Annotated in this window: 16 protein-coding genes and 1 riboswitch; of the genes, 13 read left to right on the plus strand and 3 right to left on the minus strand. The window is 43.1% G+C overall.

Annotation, left to right across the window (positions count from 1 at the left end):
• Positions 1 to 73: 73 nt before the first annotated feature.
• Both ACDZ28_RS11545 and ACDZ28_RS11550 read right to left on the minus strand, forming a co-directional pair.
• Positions 74 to 385 carry a zinc ribbon domain-containing protein gene (locus ACDZ28_RS11545; protein WP_076116843.1) on the minus strand — a complete coding sequence of 104 codons (312 nt, stop codon included), beginning with the start codon at positions 383 to 385 and terminating at the stop codon, positions 74 to 76.
• A gap of 90 nt (positions 386 to 475) precedes the next feature.
• Positions 476 to 1,426, minus strand: coding sequence for a helix-turn-helix transcriptional regulator (locus ACDZ28_RS11550; RefSeq protein ID WP_375104718.1), 951 nt, complete (start codon positions 1,424 to 1,426; stop codon positions 476 to 478).
• A gap of 148 nt (positions 1,427 to 1,574) precedes the next feature.
• On the opposite strand from ACDZ28_RS11550, the gene ACDZ28_RS11555 reads away from it, so the two are divergent.
• Positions 1,575 to 2,864, plus strand: a complete 1,290-nt coding sequence (locus tag ACDZ28_RS11555) for an MFS transporter (protein ID WP_375104719.1) — start codon at positions 1,575 to 1,577, stop codon at positions 2,862 to 2,864.
• On the opposite strand, the gene ACDZ28_RS11560 is transcribed toward ACDZ28_RS11555, so the two are convergent.
• On the minus strand, positions 2,839 to 3,507 hold the full coding sequence (locus ACDZ28_RS11560; RefSeq protein WP_375104720.1) for a DedA family protein: 669 nt from the start codon (positions 3,505 to 3,507) through the stop codon (positions 2,839 to 2,841). The two genes, ACDZ28_RS11555 and ACDZ28_RS11560, sit on opposite strands and share 26 nt — an antisense overlap.
• Positions 3,508 to 3,614: 107 nt before the next feature.
• Here ACDZ28_RS11560 and ACDZ28_RS11565 point away from each other — a divergent pair, with 107 nt between their 5' ends.
• From ACDZ28_RS11565 to ACDZ28_RS11620, 12 genes are all read left to right on the plus strand, one after another.
• A complete protein-coding gene (locus tag ACDZ28_RS11565) occupies positions 3,615 to 5,027 on the plus strand; it encodes a polysaccharide deacetylase family protein (protein ID WP_375104721.1) in 1,413 nt (470 codons plus the stop codon).
• A gap of 58 nt (positions 5,028 to 5,085) precedes the next feature.
• Positions 5,086 to 6,516 (plus strand): DUF58 domain-containing protein, encoded by a 1,431-nt coding sequence (locus ACDZ28_RS11570; protein WP_339289086.1) that lies wholly within the window; start codon positions 5,086 to 5,088, stop codon positions 6,514 to 6,516.
• Positions 6,485 to 8,860 (plus strand): transglutaminaseTgpA domain-containing protein, encoded by a 2,376-nt coding sequence (locus tag ACDZ28_RS11575; RefSeq protein WP_375104722.1) that lies wholly within the window; start codon positions 6,485 to 6,487, stop codon positions 8,858 to 8,860. Before ACDZ28_RS11570 ends, ACDZ28_RS11575 begins: the two co-directional genes overlap by 32 nt.
• Before the next feature lie 160 nt (positions 8,861 to 9,020).
• Positions 9,021 to 10,559 (plus strand): glutamine-hydrolyzing GMP synthase, encoded by a 1,539-nt coding sequence (guaA, locus tag ACDZ28_RS11580; RefSeq protein WP_042123987.1) that lies wholly within the window; start codon positions 9,021 to 9,023, stop codon positions 10,557 to 10,559.
• 244 nt (positions 10,560 to 10,803) lie between these two features.
• The gene (gene deoD, locus ACDZ28_RS11585; protein ID WP_375104723.1) at positions 10,804 to 11,520 is read left to right on the plus strand and encodes a purine-nucleoside phosphorylase; all 717 of its coding nucleotides are present in this window, start codon (positions 10,804 to 10,806) and stop codon (positions 11,518 to 11,520) included.
• Between the two features lie 158 nt (positions 11,521 to 11,678).
• On the plus strand, positions 11,679 to 13,076 hold the full coding sequence (locus tag ACDZ28_RS11590) for an MFS transporter (RefSeq protein WP_375104724.1): 1,398 nt from the start codon (positions 11,679 to 11,681) through the stop codon (positions 13,074 to 13,076).
• 14 nt (positions 13,077 to 13,090) lie between these two features.
• Positions 13,091 to 14,269 carry a phosphopentomutase gene (gene deoB / locus ACDZ28_RS11595; RefSeq protein ID WP_339289091.1) on the plus strand — a complete coding sequence of 393 codons (1,179 nt, stop codon included), beginning with the start codon at positions 13,091 to 13,093 and terminating at the stop codon, positions 14,267 to 14,269.
• Between the two features lie 128 nt (positions 14,270 to 14,397).
• Positions 14,398 to 15,141: a GntR family transcriptional regulator gene (locus tag ACDZ28_RS11600; RefSeq protein ID WP_375104725.1), complete on the plus strand. Its 744-nt coding sequence runs from the start codon at positions 14,398 to 14,400 to the stop codon at positions 15,139 to 15,141.
• A gap of 282 nt (positions 15,142 to 15,423) precedes the next feature.
• The gene (locus ACDZ28_RS11605; protein ID WP_375105339.1) at positions 15,424 to 15,576 is read left to right on the plus strand and encodes a type II CAAX prenyl endopeptidase Rce1 family protein; all 153 of its coding nucleotides are present in this window, start codon (positions 15,424 to 15,426) and stop codon (positions 15,574 to 15,576) included.
• Positions 15,577 to 15,742: 166 nt separating this feature from the next.
• Complete coding sequence (locus ACDZ28_RS11610; protein WP_042123997.1) at positions 15,743 to 16,207, plus strand: hypothetical protein; 465 nt, start codon at positions 15,743 to 15,745, stop codon at positions 16,205 to 16,207.
• Between the two features lie 187 nt (positions 16,208 to 16,394).
• A riboswitch (purine riboswitch) is annotated at positions 16,395 to 16,494 on the plus strand.
• Between the two features lie 122 nt (positions 16,495 to 16,616).
• Positions 16,617 to 18,017 (plus strand): NCS2 family permease, encoded by a 1,401-nt coding sequence (locus tag ACDZ28_RS11615; protein WP_042123999.1) that lies wholly within the window; start codon positions 16,617 to 16,619, stop codon positions 18,015 to 18,017.
• A 156-nt stretch (positions 18,018 to 18,173) separates the two neighbouring features.
• A complete protein-coding gene (locus ACDZ28_RS11620) occupies positions 18,174 to 19,763 on the plus strand; it encodes a hypothetical protein (RefSeq protein WP_375104726.1) in 1,590 nt (529 codons plus the stop codon).
• Positions 19,764 to 19,773 lie beyond the last annotated feature (10 nt).

Genomic DNA, 19,773 nt, shown 5'->3' on the forward strand with positions numbered 1-19,773 from the left:
ACTGAGCCCAAAAGAAAAAGGAGTGTCCATGAACCGTAAAGGTTCCCTTGGATGCTCCTTTTTGTGCTGGTTATTAGTTCGTTGTAGGAGCGCTGGCTGCGCCTCTCCACCGTTTCAGATGAGGCAGCTGTTCGGAGAGTAATTTACGGGCAACAGCCTCGTCCATTCCTTCTTGAACCAAGTAGCCTGTACAAATATCAGACATTTCTTGCAGCGTAACGTCAGGCTGTTTGAATGCGCCATCCTCGTAGCAGTAAACACAATAATCTTCGATTTTTTGACCATCCTTGTTCGTTCCAAGTAAATCCTCCGTAGGCATAGGCATCCCACAGCTTTGACAAAATTTCGGCTCATCTTGCACTTGCCCTGCTTGTTCTTGTTCCATATACAGCACTCCTTTAAAAGTTTGCGAAGCTTATGAGCACTCGCTTTAAGTACATTATAGAACTGTGAATCTGACCACATACCGTCAGGTTTAAAGTAAGGTTGTATATTTTTTGGCAACCCCAAGAGCCAACTCCCCGAGCTTATGACGAATATGCTTCGGCTCTAATACTTCTAAAGACGTTCCGAAGCTGAGCAAGAAGGAATAGAGCCATCCGTCCTCGGGATAATGGATAGTTACGTTATATCCACCGTGTCCGTCCGGCTGAAGCTCTGTGGAGTCAAAGCGATCTTCCGCGAGATGTTTACCTTCAGCTGTAAAATGCAGAAGGATTGGCGACATTGCTGCTGCTGAAGTTACTCTCTGATAGTCAGTGCTCCAGGGTAACTCGCGCATATCCATATCTTTTCTTATGAATTCCCGATTCTCTTTAACAAGCCCCTTCATACGCAGGAGCTTAAATAATCTGAAATCCTGACGTTGCAGGCAATAACCATACAAGTACCACGCTTGTCCTTTTAAGACTAAAGTATAAGGCTCGACAGAACGCTGGCTGGCTTGCCCTTCGGCATTCACATAATCAAAGTCTACCGTCATGTTTTCTTCCAACGCTTCTTTCAGAATCGCAATTTTTTCTTCTAGGACAGACTGAAGTCCCCAAGGAGATAAATCGATGATAAGCTGGGTCGTCTTACTTCGGAAAGCGGCGGACTGTGAGGGCGGGATTACACTACTGATCTTCTCCATGAGCAGAGTATGTTCAGTTCCGCCATAAGAGGAGACGCTTTGCAGCGCCGTGAAAATATCAGCCAGCTCGCGGTCAGTCAATACATTGCGGTCTAACCGGTAGCCTTCCATAAGACCAATGCCACCACCTGCTCCCTGATAGGTAACGATAGGGATTCCAGCTCCATTAATACTTTCAATATCACGGTAAATGGTGCGCACGGACACTTCGAACATGTCGGCGAGCTCTTTTGCCTGAATAAGACGTCGGTTCATAAGCAGAATGACGATAGAGAGCAATCGATCGATTTTCAAAAGGTAGAGCCCTCCTTTTCGGATAATTTCGTTATGTAATGATGTACTACATCTTAGCAAATCCTTGGGAATAAAGCATTGTCATAATATAATAATTCGATTATCATCTAATTAGATATTTATTTAAATAGATAAAGTGAGGTTTACAATGATGGGTAACCAATCAGCTATTGCGATTTTCAAAGGTCAGAAGGGATATTCGCGTCTATTCACAGCCGGATTAATCAATGGAATCGGTGATCGTTTTACTAGTGTTGCCGTGCTGGCGTTGGTTCTGCAGTTAACGGGATCAGGGATGGCGGTGGGAATATCGCTAGGTGTGCGGCTGCTTCCTTATTTGTTTCTGGCACCGCTTGGGGGTGTACTTGGCAGTAAATTTCCTCGTCAATACATCATGATCACTACAGACATATTAAGGGTTCCTGTTGCACTAGCTTTTTTGTGGGTGGATGGAGTGGATAAGCTATGGCTGCTATATTCGGCGAATTTTTTACTGGCGGCGGGAGAGGCGATCTACAGTCCTGTTCGTAAATCTACAATCCCTTTGATGGTGACCAAAGATTCTCTGCTGACGGTTAACGGACTGGAGCAGCTTATGAGCGGCTGTGTACTTATTTTGGGTGCATTTAGTGGGGGTGTGGTTTCGATGTGGTTCGGGCCAGAGGCAGCATTCGTGATGAATGCTTTATCTTTTCTGGTCGCAGCGATCTTAATTTACGGCATCCATTTTCCGCAGAATACTAGTAGGGGAAATGATGATAAGAAAGAGCTAGATTATCCTAATGGATTTATAGCTAAAGCGGAGCGCTCGCAGAAGATAAGTCGAATGCGTGCGCTCGGGATTATAATCGGTGGGAGTATCACGTTACAGGTTATTTTCGGGTATGAGTTGCTTGTTCCGATGCTGAATGGCCTAGATAATGTGCTGATTAGTATATATGCAGTTCAGGAATTTCAAACCGGAGATATGGGTGTGGGGGCTTTTTATGCGGCGCTGGGTATCGGGCTTAGTCTCAGTTTTTTTGCCGGACGATATGTAAAAAGAGGGCTGCTGATTGTTGCGATTGGCGGGCTCATGATTGAAGGATTACTGCTGATGAGCATCAGTAGTAGCAATCATTTTATGATCGCGTTTATGTTATATATCCTGTTATCTTTTGCCGGAGGGACGGGGAATGCCTGCCTGGATACACTGGTTATGCGAGAAACGCCGTCTACTATGCAGCCTATAATGTTTGGACTGCTGTCAGCAGTAGGAAATACACTGATTGGATTATCTATGCTGCTCGCAGGGTGGTTATTAGAATGGGTAGAACCTCGGACGCTGGGCTTTGCTGGGGGAGCAGGGTTTTCTGGAATTGCTATATTGCTGGCAGGGTACGCATGGATACGCAGTAAAAAGAGCGGTGAATTCACCGCTCCTTGGAAGGTTTTTTAATCTGAGCTTGAATCCTAGTGGCAGCTTTGCTAGGGAAGAGGCGGGCATGAATGCTTTTACGGTAGCGATAAATAATCACAAGAGCTGCTATTATTGCACCACCAGATATAATCCAAAGCGCATAGGTCTCGAACAAATGGAAGATGCCCATCCACTGTGGACCAAACACCTTTCCGATGCTAAGGAATATCAATACCCAGAATACGGCTCCACTATAAGCATATAGGGCGAATTTACGGAAGGGAAGCGCGATAATACCAGCAAAGTAGCCGGTAAAGTGACGTACGCCTGGAATGAAATAACCGATAAAAATAAGAAAGCTGCCGTATCTCTCAAACCATTTCTGTGTTTTCTCTAGCTTAGTAGGGGAGAATAGAAACCATTTTCCATATCGCTGGATAAAGGGCATACCGGCTTTTAATCCGACAAAATAGGTAAGGGTCATCCCAACAGTAGTGCCTGCAAAAGCAACGACAATTAGCGTAAAGAAATCAAGCCTTCCGGTATAGGAAAGGAAACCGGCAAACGCCATAGTGGTTTCTCCTGGAAAGGGTAAGGCAACGAATTCGAGAAATAATCCAAAGAATAATACGCTATATCCATATTTGGTGAATAATTCTTGTATAAAGCTCAGCATTTCCATTAGATTGTCACTCTCCAAGAGGCAGTTGCCTTATTCTATTTTACAGCTTGTCTTCATACAATCTACCAAATGGCTTTTTAGCCAATAGAATGCTGGAGGTAGAGAAGATGAAAGGTAATAAAAGCACACACAGCCGCCGAAAGTTGAAAAGCGGATTGCTCGTTATGGTTGTAATATTCATCGTAATGCTTGGATGGAGCATAGGAAAAAACTTGAATCCATGGGAGCTCCGATCCTTGCAGCCCGCTAGCGCAGAGTCTATATCTGTTAAGAATAAGCTTACCGCAGCGGCGATGCAAGAACTGCCCTCGGCAACAGAACCACTCGCTTCTGCATCTCCGAAAGTTGATTCCTCTTCAAGTGCAGCTCTTACTGTGACTCCAAGCCCGCAACCAAGTGGGGTAGTGAAAATATCCAAAGCTTCAACGACGAATTCTGCAATGACGGCTGTGAAAAAAGCTGAAAAGATGGTCTATATTACATTTGACGACGGACCTAGCGAGAACACCTTCAATGTTCTTGAAATTTTACGACAGGAAGATGTGAAGGCAACCTTTTTCGTGCTTGGTAATCAAGCGAAAAGTCATCCAGAACTTATCGATTCCATATGGGAACAAGGTCATGCTATTGGCAATCATACCTATAATCATAATTACCATGATTTATATAGTGGATTCACTGAATTTTGGAGTCAAATTAAACAGACTGAACAAATTGTTCAGGGGATTACAGGGGTTCGTCCGCAGCTCATTCGCGCCCCAGGAGGAACCTATGATCATTTTGATCATACCTACTTCAATTTATTGAAGCAAGCAGGTTATAGGGTGATGGATTGGACGGTGGATAGCGGCGATTCTAAACGAAAAGGTGTACCAGCCTCAGAAATTTTGAAGGAATCAACAATGGATATGAAGTCTTCGCAAGTTATTCTGCTGCTGCATGATGGGGGCGGTCACCAAGAGAGCGTCAAGGCGCTGCCTGACATTATTGCACGTTATAAAGCGGCTGGATACGGCTTTGGCCTGTTGGATGATACGGTGGAGCCCGTACAATTCAGAGTCTCTTCAAAGGCCAGTAATTTGGGGAGATCAAAGCCCTCAGAAGCTTGGATCGCATCAAACATCACGCCGAATGCAGAGCTGTTTTCACCGGGAAAGCCACTGGTTCTGGAGGTTGGAAAGCTGGAGACGAAGCTGAAACAAGGAGAATATTCCGTGCGAAATGGACAGTATGAGGTTCCGCTTCGTGCTGTAATTGAGCGGCTTGGAGGAAAAGTTACCTGGGATGGGAACAGTCGAAGTGGAGAAATAGATTGGAACGGGAAAGAGATCATTGCCGATGTGAAGAACAAGCAGTTGATTCTAAACCTTCCAGATAACGTACAACAGACCATTAACGCGAGGGTGGAAATGATTGGTGGATCGATCTGGGTATCGCTACGAGACCTGCTGGAGATAGCAGGTCAACCTCCGATTAATATAAGTGTGACTGAATTGGAACGCCGAGTAAAAACACTCTGAAAGAAGCGTGGAGGCTGTCTAGTAAAAAGAAAAAACCAATGTCTGGGCACCCTTTTTCATGGGAAGAATAGATAGTAATAAGTTCCTGATCTGGGAACAAGTCTATGACCAAAGGATGGGTGTTCCATTGTCCTCTTCATCATTAATTGATCAACAGAAGAAAGATGCCGGAAGTGTCAAAAGCTTCTCTTATCCCCGTAGCCGTAGTGCTTTGGTTGAATGGTTAAGGATGCTAACTGTGGCTGGAATTATAGGTGCTTTATATGCTTGGCGCGGAGGATCGTCCTTGCTGTTTCTCCTGATTGTTATTGGAGTTATTATGCTGGGTGGACTTATGCTTCAGCTCTCCGGTCCGCGGGCTATAAAGATAATTCGTACGATTGCTCCTGCAAGGCCGATGGCCGGAAATACACTTCAAGTGAAAGTGGAGCTGAGTTTTTCTTCTCGTTTGCCTCTTCCTTGGATGACTATAGCTGATTATTGGGGCGACAGCCATCATCAAAAGCTGCTATTTCCTGGATTCAAACGTTCTTTTGTATACACATACACCATTGAAAATATATCCCGCGGTAATCATCATTTGCTGGGCTGTAGAATAACTTGGGGGGACTTCCCAGGTTGGTTCACGGGGAGATCTGAACCGGGTGGGGGACAGAGCTTTAAGGTGCTGCCAGCTCCTTTATCCTTTGGTGGAACTGTGCCGGATAGCGGTTTTATGACAGGAGATACCATGTATTCCAGACGTGGAAGAAGCATCAGTGATGAGGCTTTGGAATCAAGAGATTATGAGCCCGGAGATCCGCTTAGCCGAATTCATTGGAAGAATAGCGCACGATTGGGAGCGCTGCAGAGCAAAGTTCCGGAGCGGGAAAAGGCAAAAATGACCTGTATCGTGTTGGCCAATGACCCGCTCAGCTATGAGGTTCCTACAGAGGCTCTTAAACCCCGTGGAAGCCGAGATGAATCGCCTCCGGCATTTGAGAAAGCGGTGTCTACAGCGATGGGGCTGATGCTCTCCGCTGAGCGTTCGGGCGCTTATGTTCAGTTGTTCAGCGGCGGTTGGCCGGAAGGTATGGCTAGGCATGAGGGACTGGGTAAAATCCCAGGGAGAGTGCTGGATGTTCTGACTGAAATTACTTCAGATGGAACTAGAAACCTGTCGAAGTTATTAGAGGATGCTTCCAAAGGTTGGATTCCGGGGATGAGTGTAGCCATCATTACAGGACGATTAGAAGAAGAATCGGCCAAGGTGATTGCCAAGTTCTTGATGCAGGGTGTGAAGGTTGAACTTTATTATGCCTGGGACCAGTCGGCACCGATGAATGGAGAAGCTAAAGGAGTGGAGATTAGACAGTCTGTGAGGGGGACTGTCGGGGATAGTTTGGCTCGGCTCGGAGCACGAATGTTTTGTCTGGATGATGCTATGCCAGCATTCAGGTTCAGGGAGGTAGAGTTCCATGAATCATCCGGAAAACCAACGCTACGGTAACGGAATACCAGGTGATACGGAACTGTCTATAAATAGCTTTCATTTCAATGTGGGGCAAATGGAGAACAGTTATGCCGGTAAGCAGAGAAAGGTACCTCTGTACTATCGTTTGCTGTTCTCTTTGGCTATTATGGGGCTATTTATTGAATGGTTACTCCCTTTATATAGGTCTGCTTTATTAGAAGATACCTCGAAGATGCTGCAAGTTCTAATGGTATTAGCGGCAGTACTGCTGCTATGGGGAATACTTCAGATTCCTGGGTGGCTACTGCTTAGTATCCAATTTCTTATCATTGCTTCAGCGTGGCTTTACTTATGCAGTGGAGGCGAAGGCATAGGATGGCTAGGGATTTATGCGGACGAAATTCCGAATGATCTCATGCTGCTTCTCTCTGGACATGTCTCTCAGCTAAGTGAAATTAGCAGGCTTTTAATATTGATTGTAGGTTGGGGGCTTTTGGTATCCTCAGTACAGCAGCTTGCACTCTTCCGAGGGAGTACGGCACTATTCACAGCGGTTACAATTATTTACTTGCTGGTCTTGGATATCGGCTTTGATGTGAATACCACGATGGATATTGTGATCTCGATGGGTTTAATTTTTTGGATGCATGCGATGAGTGGTTTGCTGCGTCTTCGAGAGCGTGAGGGGCCAACTTCATTGCCTTATGCACGTTGGGGAGCACTGACTTTGGCGGCAGCAATCGTCGTGATGACAACAGCATGGTTCGGTGGGCAATTATTGGGGGCGAGACCAACCAGCGAGCTTACGCTGCAATCGACATTTCAGAAGCTGCAGAATTGGGCTTCAGGGCATTTGCCAGAGGATAAGGCGTCTAATTCTTCAGGAACCACAGGGTATAGTACGAATGACGGTGAACTCGGGGCCCCGTTATCCCGCAGTACTGAACCTGTCTTTACGGCTATTACTAGCGAGCGTACTTACTGGAGAGGTGAAAGTATTGCTTACTATGATGGTCGCCGATGGATTAGGGGAGGCGAAGAGTTTATGCCGCTTAATCTGTCCGGCATTTCAAAGAAGCATTCATCGGAGCTAAGCATCGAAAAGAGGAAACGAACACTTCAACAGCGGATACAATTTGCCACCCCTTCTTCAGGAGGAATTCCTTTATTCAATGCGGGGATAATAACAGATGTTGAGTCGGTTGGACTCTTGGGCGGCAGTAAACTGGGATATATTCTGTCTAATATGGACAGAGATAGTTTTCGTCTGCCTGATTCGATAGGCTCTGCACGAATCACAGAATATACAGTGGAATCCTTACTTCCTGAGAGTGATCCGGTGCTGCTTCGTAGTTTAAGCAGTGACGATCCACAGGAAATCAAGGGCAAGTATTTGCAATTGCCAGATTTGTTACCCGTACGCGTTAGAGATCTGGCGGAGAAGCTTACAGATTCATCAGGTAACCGCTATGACTCCGTAACGGCCATTAAGGATTACTTACAACATGGATATTCCTATACGTTGAATACAACGGTTCCACCATCCGGATCTGATTTTGTCGATCAATTTTTATTTGAGACGAAACAAGGCTACTGTGTACATTTTGCAACAACAATGACCGTTTTGCTGCGCAGTGCTGGAATTCCTGCTCGTTATGTCCAAGGCTATGGACCAGGTACCTTGCAGGACGACACCATGCCGGCGAAGTATTTGGTCACCCAGGGCGATGCCCATGCTTGGGTGGAGGTCTATTTCGCCGGCGCCGGTTGGGTCCCGTTCGACCCAACGCCTGGCCCTGCACTTGCCGCCGGCTTTGCCGCGCCGGCGCTGCCTGCGGCAGCCTCGCTCGCGCCGCAAGTTGCGCGAAGCACGGGCCTGCCCGCCCTGCCGCTGGCGGGCGGGAACTCTCCAGCGCCGCTCGCTGCTGCGGCGCTGCTTCCCGTCGCCGCCGCTTGGCGCTGGCGGCGTAGCCTGGCTCTGCTGCTGGCAGCGCGCAGCGCCAGCAGCATGAGCCGCGAGAGGCAGCTGCGCGCTGCCTCTCTAGCTTGGCACGGGCTGGCGGAGCGGTTTGGACCGCCGCCGCCCGGTGTTACTGGCAGGGAGTATGTGGACTCCCTGCAGATTTACGATGCCGGACTAAGCGAAGCCGTCCGGCAGTTCGTACGCCAGTGGGAGACCCTGGCGTACGCGCCCGCGCCTTCAGCGTTCGTCGCGGCCTATCCCGCGAACGAAATCTCTACAATCTCTGCAATGTCTCCAATGCCTGCAGTCTCTGTAACTTCTGCGGCTCCAGCATCTTCCGCAGAGAACAGCGGGTGTACTCCTGATGCATCCGCATTTATACGCGAATGCCTGATCATCACCTTTCGGTTAACTTAATCGTTCAAAACAGTTGGCGCTGCTATACAATTCCTTCCATGGAAAGGAATGTTCTTCATGAAGTTTAGCTTGCTCCTATTATGAGAAGTGTGTTCTCCTTTCCTTGACGATGAGAATTAACCATGAGTATAATGAATCCAATAATCAAGGGAGGCTCGTAATGAATAAGCCAAATGAAATTATCGTCGTTCTCGATTTCGGGGGACAATACAACCAACTTATCGCGCGCAGAATTCGGGATCTAGGAGTATACAGCGAACTTTTGCCGTACAATACGCCAGTAGACAAGATCAAAGCACTTGCACCTAAAGGGATTGTCTTCTCTGGCGGTCCTAGCAGTGTATATGCTGAAGATGCTCCACATGTGGACCCAGCAATCTATGATTTAGGAGTACCAATTTTCGGTATTTGCTATGGTATGCAACTAATGGCTCACCAGCTTGACGGTAAAGTGGAACGCTCCGCTAAACGTGAATATGGTAAAGCTGACATTGACTTTGAAGAAGGTACTGCATTAGTGGCTGGGCTAGAGAGCCGCCAAACGGTATGGATGAGCCATGGTGACCATGTGGTTGAACTTCCAACAGGATTCAAGCTGGATGCAGGAACTGAAAGTGCTCCAATCGCGGCAATGAGTAATGATGAACGTAAATTGTTCGCCGTTCAATTCCATCCAGAAGTTCGCCACTCAGTTCATGGTAATGAGATGATTTCGAACTTCTTGTATCAAATTTGCGGTTGCGACGGCAAATGGACAATGGAATCGTTTATTGACGAAGCCATCCAAGATATCCGTAACCAAGTTGGAGACAAGAAAGTACTCTGCGCACTTAGCGGTGGCGTAGATTCTTCCGTAGTTGCAATGCTTATTCATCGTGCGATCGGTGACCAATTGACTTGTATGTTTATTGATCATGGTCTTTTGCGTAAAGGTGAAGCCGAAAGCGTTATGGAGACCTTCGTAGGCAAATTCGATATTCATGTCGTGAAAATCGATGCACGCGAACGCTTCATGAGCAAGCTTGCAGGTGTTGAAGATCCTGAACAAAAACGTAAAATCATCGGTAATGAGTTTATCTACTGCTTCGACGAAGAGTCTGCTAAGCTCGGAGATTTCGCATTCCTTGCACAAGGTACACTGTATACAGATATCGTTGAGAGCGGAACAGCTACGGCACAAACGATTAAATCCCACCACAATGTGGGCGGTTTGCCGGAAGACATGAAATTCAGCTTGATCGAGCCACTAAATACCTTGTTTAAGGATGAGGTTCGTAAACTAGGTGAAGAACTGGGAATGCCACGTGCTATCGTTTGGCGCCAACCTTTCCCTGGTCCAGGTCTTGCAATTCGTGTCTTGGGTGAAGTAACAGAGGACAAGCTTACTATCGTTCGCGACTCTGACTACATTCTGCAAGAGGAAATTGCTAAAGCGGGATTAGACCGTGAAATTTGGCAATACTTCACTGCCCTGCCTAACATGAAGAGCGTGGGTGTTATGGGGGATGCTCGTACTTATTCCTATACAGTAGGCGTGCGTGCAGTAACTTCCATCGATGGTATGACTGCTGACTGGGCACGTATTCCTTGGGATATTCTTGAGAAAATCTCCGTACGTATCGTCAACGAAGTGGAGAACGTAAACCGCGTAGTGTATGACATTACTTCGAAACCACCTGCAACAATCGAGTGGGAATAGGACCGGTTCAACCATAGATTTCAGAAAAGCTCTCTTTTATTTGCGTTATTTAGCAAATAAAGGAGAGCTTTTTTTATTTATCAAGTAAAAGGTTGTTCTGGTGGCTCCATTTTTCACAAATCTGTAATGAATACGTTTTATTGAAAGGGCTTGCATCAGTCGAAAAGTTATGATAAATTGAACTTGTCTAAAAAATAGACAAGGCAAAAAAACGTATATTTTTCTACTAAAGGAGCAAATGATAATGATGACTACTACCAAAGAGACACCTCATATTAAACCGAACGGAGTAGAAATTGCTGAATCGATTCTGTTACCTGGAGACCCTTTAAGAGCTAAGTTTATTGCAGAAACCTTTTTAGAAGATTACCAGTGCTTTAACGAAGTAAGAGGAATGTTAGGATATACCGGTACTTACAAAGGCAAGAAGATCTCTGTAATGGGTACAGGAATGGGTCCAGCGAGCATGGGGATTTATTCTTGGGAATTAATTAATGTATTTGGAGTTAAGAATTTAATCAGAATCGGTACCTGTGGTGCAATGCAAGAAAACATTGAGCTATACGATGTTATTTTCGGTATGGGAGCTGCAACGGACTCCAATTACGGCCATCAATTTAATTTACCTGGACAATATCCGCTAACGGCTTCTTTTGAACTCTTGGAGAAAGCTAAGAAAATTGCAGATGATAAAGGCCAAAAAGTTCATATTGGTAATATTTTATCCAGTGAAATATTTTATAATGCGGATCAGACAGCTAATAAAAAGTGGCAAGATGTAGGGGTTTTGGGCGTTGAAATGGAATCTGTAGCCCTCTATTGGAACGCTATCCAAGCACGTGTAAATGCGCTATGCATTCTAACAGTGAGTGATCATCTTATTACGGGAGCAAAGACCACTCCGGAGGAACGTCAAACTGCCTTTACTAAAATGATGGAGATCGCATTAGAATTAGCGTAAATGACCTCCTTCTATGTGAAAGTAAAGGACAGAAAAGCTTCCTTCACTCACCATAGTTGTGAAGTGAAGGAAGCTTTCCATAGCTACGCAGATTGCAACTAATGTAAACGATATCATTCAACCTTTTTTTTTACAGCATGAGATATTGGAGGTATATTATGAATCATTCAGTGGGAAATAAACCGATCGTTAATTTAAGTAAAGTTGTTCCGGTTATATTGCTTTTAATGATTTTTTCAATTGTAATCGATAACTCTTTTAAGATCATCTCTCCAGATTTGGTAGAATATTTTGGGGTTTCAGCAAGTACGGTAAGCTGGCAAGTAACGCTTGCGGGCTTAGTGATTGGAATTGGTGCAGTTGTTTATTCATCTTTATCAGACTCAATCAGTATACGTAATTTATTAACGGTGGGTATTTTATTAATCTGTGTAGGATCTTTACTTGGTTATATTACACATACGAATTATTGGTTAATCGTTTTTTCGAGAATTATCCAAGCTGCCGGTTTAGGGGCAACGGAAACTCTGTATTTAGTATTCATTACTAAGTATGCAACCGAAGCAGAGCAGAAAAAGTATATGGGATTTAGTACAAGTAGCTTTCAGATCGCAACAGTTATTGGAACATTGACGGGTGGGTTTGTTGCTACTTATCTAGCCTGGCAGAACTTGTTTCTGATTCCTCTACTAAGTCTGTTGCTGTTACCGTTTATTCTTAAATATTTGCCCAAAGAAGAAACCAAGAAAAATAACGTAGATTTTCTAGGGCTCATCATCATCGCAGTGATAGCCACTTCAATCATGCTGTATATGTCTTCTTTCAATTGGATACTTTTTATACTCTTCGTGGTATCGGTCATTGTATTCTTACTCTACATCAGTAAAAATAAGAATGCTTTTATTACGATTGATTTCTTTAAAAACAAACAATTTCTATTTGCGTTAATGGTGGCCTTTATTCTTAACTCTCTATACGCTGCCTATGCACTGAACACATTGTCGTTCTTGTTAACCTCTGTCTATGATATCCATTTGGATACGGTTTCCTTACTGTTCATACCAGCATGTTTACTAGCGGCGGGTGTCGGGGCTTTATCAGGTAAAATAGGAAAAACGTTGAATTCTAAGCAATGTGTCTACTTAGCCATTAGTTTGATTATTGTCAGCTTATTACTAGGTGTCTTCTTTATCGAATTGTCCATTGCTGTATTTGTTGTATCTCTTATTATATTTTCTTGCAGCTTTGCACTTCTATATGCACCGCTTATCGATATTAGTCTTAGAGATGTGCCAACTGAAAAGTCGGGGACTGCATTAGGATTTTATAATCTATGTATCAATATCGCGATGTCCGTGGGATTCACTTATTCAGCCTTATTAATCGACAAGAAGGATTTGCAATTCGGATTTTTACGTTTTGTAACAGAAGAACCAACAGCATTGAATTATAGTAGTATCGTCGTCATTCTTGCAGCCATTGCAGGAATAGCAATCATTTTATTTGGGATTTTATTGGGTCGGAAATCAAAGGGGCATACTCAAATTACTAGATAAGGGATGAGAGTAGAATGAAGAAATTTAAACGTGTACATTTGATCGTCATGGATTCAGTAGGTATTGGAGAAGGAAAAGATGCGGATCAATTTAACGATGCTGGTTCCCATACTCTATTACACATTGCAGAACATATGAATGGATTAAATCTACCTAACCTAGCCAAATTGGGACTGTCCAATATTGAAGAAATCCTGGGTGTTCCGAAAGCAGAGAAACCACTTGCTTATTATACTAAATTACAAGAAAAGTCTGTCGGGAAAGATACAATGACAGGGCATTGGGAGATCATGGGTTTAAATATTGATCAACCCTTTAATGTGTATCCAAATGGATTCCCTGATGAACTGATTAAACAGATCGAGGATATAACTGGTCGAAAAGTAGTAGCGAATAAGCCTGCAAGTGGAACGGCTATTCTTGATGAATATGGCGAGCATCAAATGAAAACAGGGGATCTGATCGTTTATACCTCTGCTGACCCGGTTTTACAAATTGCTGCTCATGAAGAAATCATCCCATTAGAAGAGTTATATGATATCTGTGAAAAGGTTCGGGAAATCACGAAAGACCCTGCCTATTTAATTGGTCGTATTATCGCGAGACCTTATGTAGGTGAGCCTGGGAACTTTACGAGAACCTCCAATCGTCATGACTACGCCTTAAAACCATTTCAGAAAACCGTCATGAATAGCTTGCAAGACGGAGGCTATGATGTCATCGCTATTGGTAAAATCAATGATATTTTCGATGGTGAGGGAGTTACAGAATCCATTCGTACGAAAGATAATATGGATGGTATGGATAAACTGCTTGATGTCATTAAAAAAGATTTTACTGGAATGAGCTTCTTAAATTTAGTTGATTTCGATGCTTTATACGGTCATCGTCGTGACCCAGAAGGGTATGGAAGAGCATTAGAGGAATTCGATAAGCGACTAGACGAAGTACTAGATTCCATCCGTGAAGATGATTTGCTAATTATTACGGCTGATCATGGGAATGATCCAACCTTCCCTGGAACAGACCATACGCGTGAATTTATTCCTGTGCTAGTCTATTCCAAGCAGTTAAGCGACAGCGGTGCGCTACCTGAGCATGATACATTTGCTGATATTGGTGCGACGATAGCAGATAATTTTGATGTTCATATGCCAGACCACGGTGAGTCTTTCTTGCAATTTCTTAACTAATTGATATCACAGATAAACCTCCAAGAATCTTTTTTGGAGGTTTATACGTTGTTAATGAAGTAGAAGAGGGCATTCCTTGTCGCCTGAAAAATGATGTGTCATAATGAGGAGAAAAGGACACCTGATGAATGAATACACACAAACTAGATAAGTTGAAACGGCCGCTTTATATCAATGTATATGATGAGCTTCTTCTTCAAATTTCGAAAGGAGAATACCTCGCAGGCAGCCAGCTTCCTTCAGAACCTGATTTAGCAAGAAAACTAGGGGTTAGTCGTGCGACTTTACGACAAGCTTTAGTTCTTTTACAAGATGATGGATTAGTAAGAAATGTACGCGGTAAGGGAAACTTTGTACTTGAATCCTCTTATAAACAAGAGGATATTCAATTAGAGAGACTAAGCAACCCTATGCATAAATGCCATATAAGTATTTTTGACCAAATCGATTTGCATTATCGGATAGACCCGCAAACGGAACATACCAAACATGTATTAAGAAGAGATTCATCTACCGTTGTAGCTTTAGAGCGTTTGTATAGAACGGAAGGCGAATTACTGGCTTATGCATTTACTTTTATACCTATGGAAACGGTAGAAAGTTTATCCTTGGATCTTGATAATAAAGAGAAAATGCTGAACTTTTTAGAGAACCAGGCCTATGTAGATGCTAACCATGGAAATATTGAAATAAAATTTACGCATACCGTTAATTTAGCGGATTCGAAGGAAAAATTAATAGGTCAGAACGAGTGCTTTTTACTACTAGAAACCCTTTACGACAAAACAGAACCAGATTATCCGTTAATGTATAATAAATTTTACATTCCGCAGCAGTTCTCGAATATTAAACTGAATATTACTAAGAGTTAATCAAGAAAAAAGTCGAATTCCTGTATTTCAGGATTTCGACTTTTTACGTAACTAGGCTGCAAAAACCAAATATCAACGAAATAATGATTGTGTAATTAATTCTATTTTTCATAACCTGGGAAAGGCTAGGTTTTTCTAAAAGTGCTCAAAATTCAGGTTGTCGATTGTAAGACCTGCGATAATATAGATTCCATAAATTTTGCTTGACGTGGTTGGTCGAATTGGTGTAGTACATCGATTGATGATTGAGCAAGTTTTGTTCCTTCTTCTTTTAATTGGAACATTGTTCAAGCTGTTATAGGTATCGGTATTGCTCGAATCGTGTTGTTATATCCGTACCTTAAGACTAAAAACATTTGGACATCGTTTATAGTGCATGTAATGAATGACTGGACACCCTTTGGTTTAGCATTTATTAGCTCAATGCATCATTAATTAGGACTAACAAAATCGCTTAAGATAAACCTCATAAATCACCTGCAACTCCTTATAACATAAGGGGTTGTAGTTTTTTTTATTTAAAATCATGTGATCGACACTATATAGCTGTTCTAAATGAATGTGATAAAATGGAAAAAATATATCATAGGGAGAAATTCGTATGGGATTCTCATTTCTCGGCACACTAATCGCATTAATCATACTTGCCCCTAGTTTTCTAATGATTAAGTTTCCGCCTGAAAATGTTCCAGCTGGTGTGCGAGATGCTGGACCAGTCTTTACCATTTTGGAGAGAGTAGGGCAATTGGGTTGTATCAGTATTCTTGTGATCTCAAAGGATAACTTTCAACAGGTAGACTTCGGCATTATAGCAGCTTTAATTGTTATGTTGATCGCTGCTTATTATGGTCTTTGGATTCGATATCTCGTTAAGGGGCGGCAGTTCAAAATATTATGGGACCCTTTAGGATTTATTCCGATCCCGATGGCAGTTCTCCCTGTATGTGCATTTGGATTAGCAGCGATTTGGGGGAGATCCATCTGGCTAAGTGTTGCAGTCGTTTGTTTAGCGATAGGACATTTAGCTAATTCTTGGCATAGTTATAAGCACACTGAAAATCAGTAACTAGAATTATAGGTAAATATAACCATATAAAACGTGATTGGATAGTTAATAAGCTGCACAACTAGAAGGGATTTGAGACTGGATAAAACCTTGGAAATGTATGATTTACGAACAATGGAAAAAATAAAGTCGAAAATGTTCGCTTTTTATCATTGACAACTTATATGATGTCCACCTAAAATGATAGAGCACAACAACATAATTCTTTCGTATATTTCCGGGAATTGGCCTGGAAGTTTCTACGAGGTCACCGTAATGACCTGGCTACGATTAAGAAGAGCAGAGCAATCCGCATCGTCCTGAATTTAGGACTATGGTCACGGGTGCTACTCTTTTTTTCGAGCCGGTGTCTATCAGATACCGGCTTTTTGTTGCTGTCAGACACAACATACCTTAGGGGGAGAACAATTTGAATCGGTTTTTCAAGTTGAAAGAGAACGGCACCACAGTTCGTACAGAAATCATGGCGGGCTTGACCACGTTCATGGCAATGGCTTACATCTTGTCGGTTAATCCGAGTACTTTAACAGCATTTGGCCGTATTGATATGGGCTGGTACTCTGTATTTCTAGCGACGGCGCTGGCAGCAGGTATTTTCACCATCGCAATGGGCGTGTTCATAAACTTTCCAGTGGCATTGGCACCGGGTATGGGACTTAACGCATATTTTGCTTCCGTAATTTTATCATCTGCCACATCAGAGCATCCATTCACTTGGCAAATGGGTCTGACAGCCGTATTTATTTCCGGTTTGATCTTTATCTTGCTAACGGTAACTCGAGTACGGCAGATCTTACTAACAGCAATTCCTGACAGCTTGAAGCACGCAATTACAGTAGGTATCGGGATGTTCATCACGATCCTTGGTCTAAAGAACAGTGGACTGATGACGATTGGTGTTGAAGCGGGTAAAGACATTCCTGCTAACACTTTCACCGACGTTCTTTCCTTTGAAACAATCATTCATATGGGTAGCCTAGAGAATTCCAATGTCCAATTGGTCATTATCGGACTTCTTCTAATCTCCATCTTGATGGTACTGAACGTTAAAGGTGCGATTTTGTTCGGTATCTTGGGAACAACTGTCGCTGGTATGTTGATGGGCGTAGTTGATTTCAGCGCATTGTCCAGTCCGGCAACACCTTGGGTTCCTGACTTCACACAATTGAACTTCTTCCAGTTTGACTGGGATGGTATCCTGCACACAGGTATCGTTTCGGCAATCGCAACTTTCACCTTTGTAGAGTTGTTTGATACATTTGGTACGCTTGTAGGTACGGCTCAACGCGCAGGTATTATGGATAACCCTGAAGAAGGTAATAGACGTGTAGGTAATGCAATGTTTGTTGATGCAGTTGCTGTAGCAGGTGGTGCCGCACTGGGTACTTCTACTACTACTGCATTTGTAGAAAGCGCAGCAGGTGTTGCTGAGGGTGGACGTACAGGTCTGACAGCCGTAACAACGGGTGTATGTTTCTTGCTTGCATTGTTCCTTGCACCAGTAGTTGCTCTTATCCCTGGATCTGCTACAGCTGCAGCACTGATCGTCGTAGGTGTGCTGATGGCACAATCCATCCGTCAAATTGATTTTCAAGATATGGTTGTTGCGATTCCAGCGTTCCTAACGCTTGTTATCATGCCATTCACTTATAATATTGCTAACGGTATTTCCTTTGGTATCGTAACTTATGTAATCCTTGCTTCTGTTGCTAACCTAGCAGGTAAGAAGAAATACGATATTCACTGGATGATGTGGGTGCTTGCGATCCTAATTATTCTCCGTTATGTATTCCTAGGTAGTGAAGGCTAGCATATATATAGCATTTCTGATATTCATCTAGAGCTCCTTCATTATTGAAGGGGCTGTTTTTTTATTCTTTAATTGGTTTTTTATCGGAATAGGGTAGTCATTGTTCATGCCTTTTCATCATCTAAGATATAGATTATATTGTTGAAGAGGTGATGCATGTTGGCTAGTAGATTAAATGGAGCATATTTATATATTAAAAAAAATCCATGGCCACTCTTGTTATTCTTATTAGGAGCGGTAATTCGTATTCTTTACATAGGTTCTATACCTCCAGGTTTAAATCAGGATGAGGCTTCAATAGGGTATGACGCTTATTCAATTCTTCATTATGGGATAGACCGGAACGGTGTTCATCTGCCGGTCCATTTGATTGCTTGGGGAAGCGGGCAAAATGCGCTCTACGCCTACTTATCCATGCCTTTTATTTGGTTGTTTGGGTTAACACCTATGTCTGTGAGGGCTGTCAGTCTAATTATGGGACTGCTTGGCATGATTGTGTTCTATCTTGTGGCTAAACAGTTATTTACTTTCAGAGTAGCAGGTAATGCAGCGATGTTCTTTATCGCGATTAATCCATGGCATATTATGATGTCTAGATGGGCTCTAGAGTCCAATTTGTTTCCTACTCTGATCCTGTTTTCCGTTTATTTTTTATTGAAAACACTCAAAAGCCCTAGATGCTCCTATGCCTGTACTATTCTATTAGGGCTCTCTCTTTATGCTTATGGAACGGCGTATTTTTTTGTTCCTGTGTTTGCTATAGCCACTGCGATTCTTCTATTCTATATAAGAGCCCTGAAACTTCGGGCGATTCTATGGAACGGAATATTGTTTATAATTATAGCTCTGCCTATATTGCTATTTGTGATGATTAATCGCTTGAAGCTGCAGAGTATAGAAACTCCGTTGTTTACGATCCCTAGATTGACTACACCACGTATGGAACAGGTATCATCCGTATTCAGCGGAGACTTATTTCATACCGCAGCAGGTCATTTTCGAGAATTTATTAAGCTTATGATTAGTGGAAATGATGGTCTGCTATGGAATTCGATCTCACCTTACGGATATGCGTATCCCATTGCGCTTCCTTTTGTCCTTATTGGTCTTGTTGTAATGCTAAAAGCACTACCTAAGCGCGAACATGAAGGACGGGGACAGGCTATCATTCTGATCTGGTTATTAGTTTCTGTGCTGATGGCTTGCGTGACGAATGTAAATATTAACCGTATTAACGTTATTTTTTACCCAATCATTTTACTGCTTGTTGCAGGATTTATGTGGGTAAGACAGAAGATTAAAGGGCTTGGGGTTGTTTCTATAGCAGGGTTCTGCTTGTGCTTTGTGTTATTTTGCAGCGCATACTTTAATGATTTTCCGGACAGAGTCGGACCTGCCTTCTATAATTCAATCGGCGAGGCCATACAGTATGCGTCGGAAGAGAGTGAAGGAAAGGTTTATGTTACAGATAAGGTTAATATGCCCTATATTTATGCACTTTTTTATGAGAAAATCAATCCGAATGATTTCTTGGCAACGGTCAAGTATACTAATCCGGGAGCAGCCTTTCAGAAAGTATATACTTTTGGAAGATATGTGTTCGTGTTAGGGAGTCCGATGATAGTTCCAGGAGAGAATGCTGCTTATATTTATTGGAACGGTGATACTATTCCTGCTCTGAGTGAGAACTACAAGATTAAGAGATTTGCTAATTATACGGTAGTGATCACGGGCGGCGATTTATAGAGCAGTAAAG

The sequence above is a fragment of the Paenibacillus sp. RS8 genome (genome assembly GCF_041956825.1).
Lineage (GTDB): Bacteria > Bacillota > Bacilli > Paenibacillales > Paenibacillaceae > Paenibacillus_AQ.

Coding starts and splice junctions, on each gene's coding strand:
- guaA (WP_042123987.1), top strand. CDS start 9,021: ATGAATAAGCCAAATGAAATTATCGTCGTTCTCGATTTCGGGGGACAA.
- ACDZ28_RS11560 (WP_375104720.1), bottom strand. CDS start 3,507: ATGGAAATGCTGAGCTTTATACAAGAATTATTCACCAAATATGGATAT.
- ACDZ28_RS11610 (WP_042123997.1), top strand. CDS start 15,743: ATGGGATTCTCATTTCTCGGCACACTAATCGCATTAATCATACTTGCC.
- ACDZ28_RS11590 (WP_375104724.1), top strand. CDS start 11,679: ATGAATCATTCAGTGGGAAATAAACCGATCGTTAATTTAAGTAAAGTT.
- ACDZ28_RS11600 (WP_375104725.1), top strand. CDS start 14,398: ATGAATACACACAAACTAGATAAGTTGAAACGGCCGCTTTATATCAAT.
- deoD (WP_375104723.1), top strand. CDS start 10,804: ATGATGACTACTACCAAAGAGACACCTCATATTAAACCGAACGGAGTA.
- ACDZ28_RS11555 (WP_375104719.1), top strand. CDS start 1,575: ATGATGGGTAACCAATCAGCTATTGCGATTTTCAAAGGTCAGAAGGGA.
- ACDZ28_RS11570 (WP_339289086.1), top strand. CDS start 5,086: ATGGGAAGAATAGATAGTAATAAGTTCCTGATCTGGGAACAAGTCTAT.
- ACDZ28_RS11575 (WP_375104722.1), top strand. CDS start 6,485: ATGAATCATCCGGAAAACCAACGCTACGGTAACGGAATACCAGGTGAT.
- deoB (WP_339289091.1), top strand. CDS start 13,091: ATGAAGAAATTTAAACGTGTACATTTGATCGTCATGGATTCAGTAGGT.
- ACDZ28_RS11565 (WP_375104721.1), top strand. CDS start 3,615: ATGAAAGGTAATAAAAGCACACACAGCCGCCGAAAGTTGAAAAGCGGA.
- ACDZ28_RS11620 (WP_375104726.1), top strand. CDS start 18,174: ATGTTGGCTAGTAGATTAAATGGAGCATATTTATATATTAAAAAAAAT.
- ACDZ28_RS11545 (WP_076116843.1), bottom strand. CDS start 385: ATGGAACAAGAACAAGCAGGGCAAGTGCAAGATGAGCCGAAATTTTGT.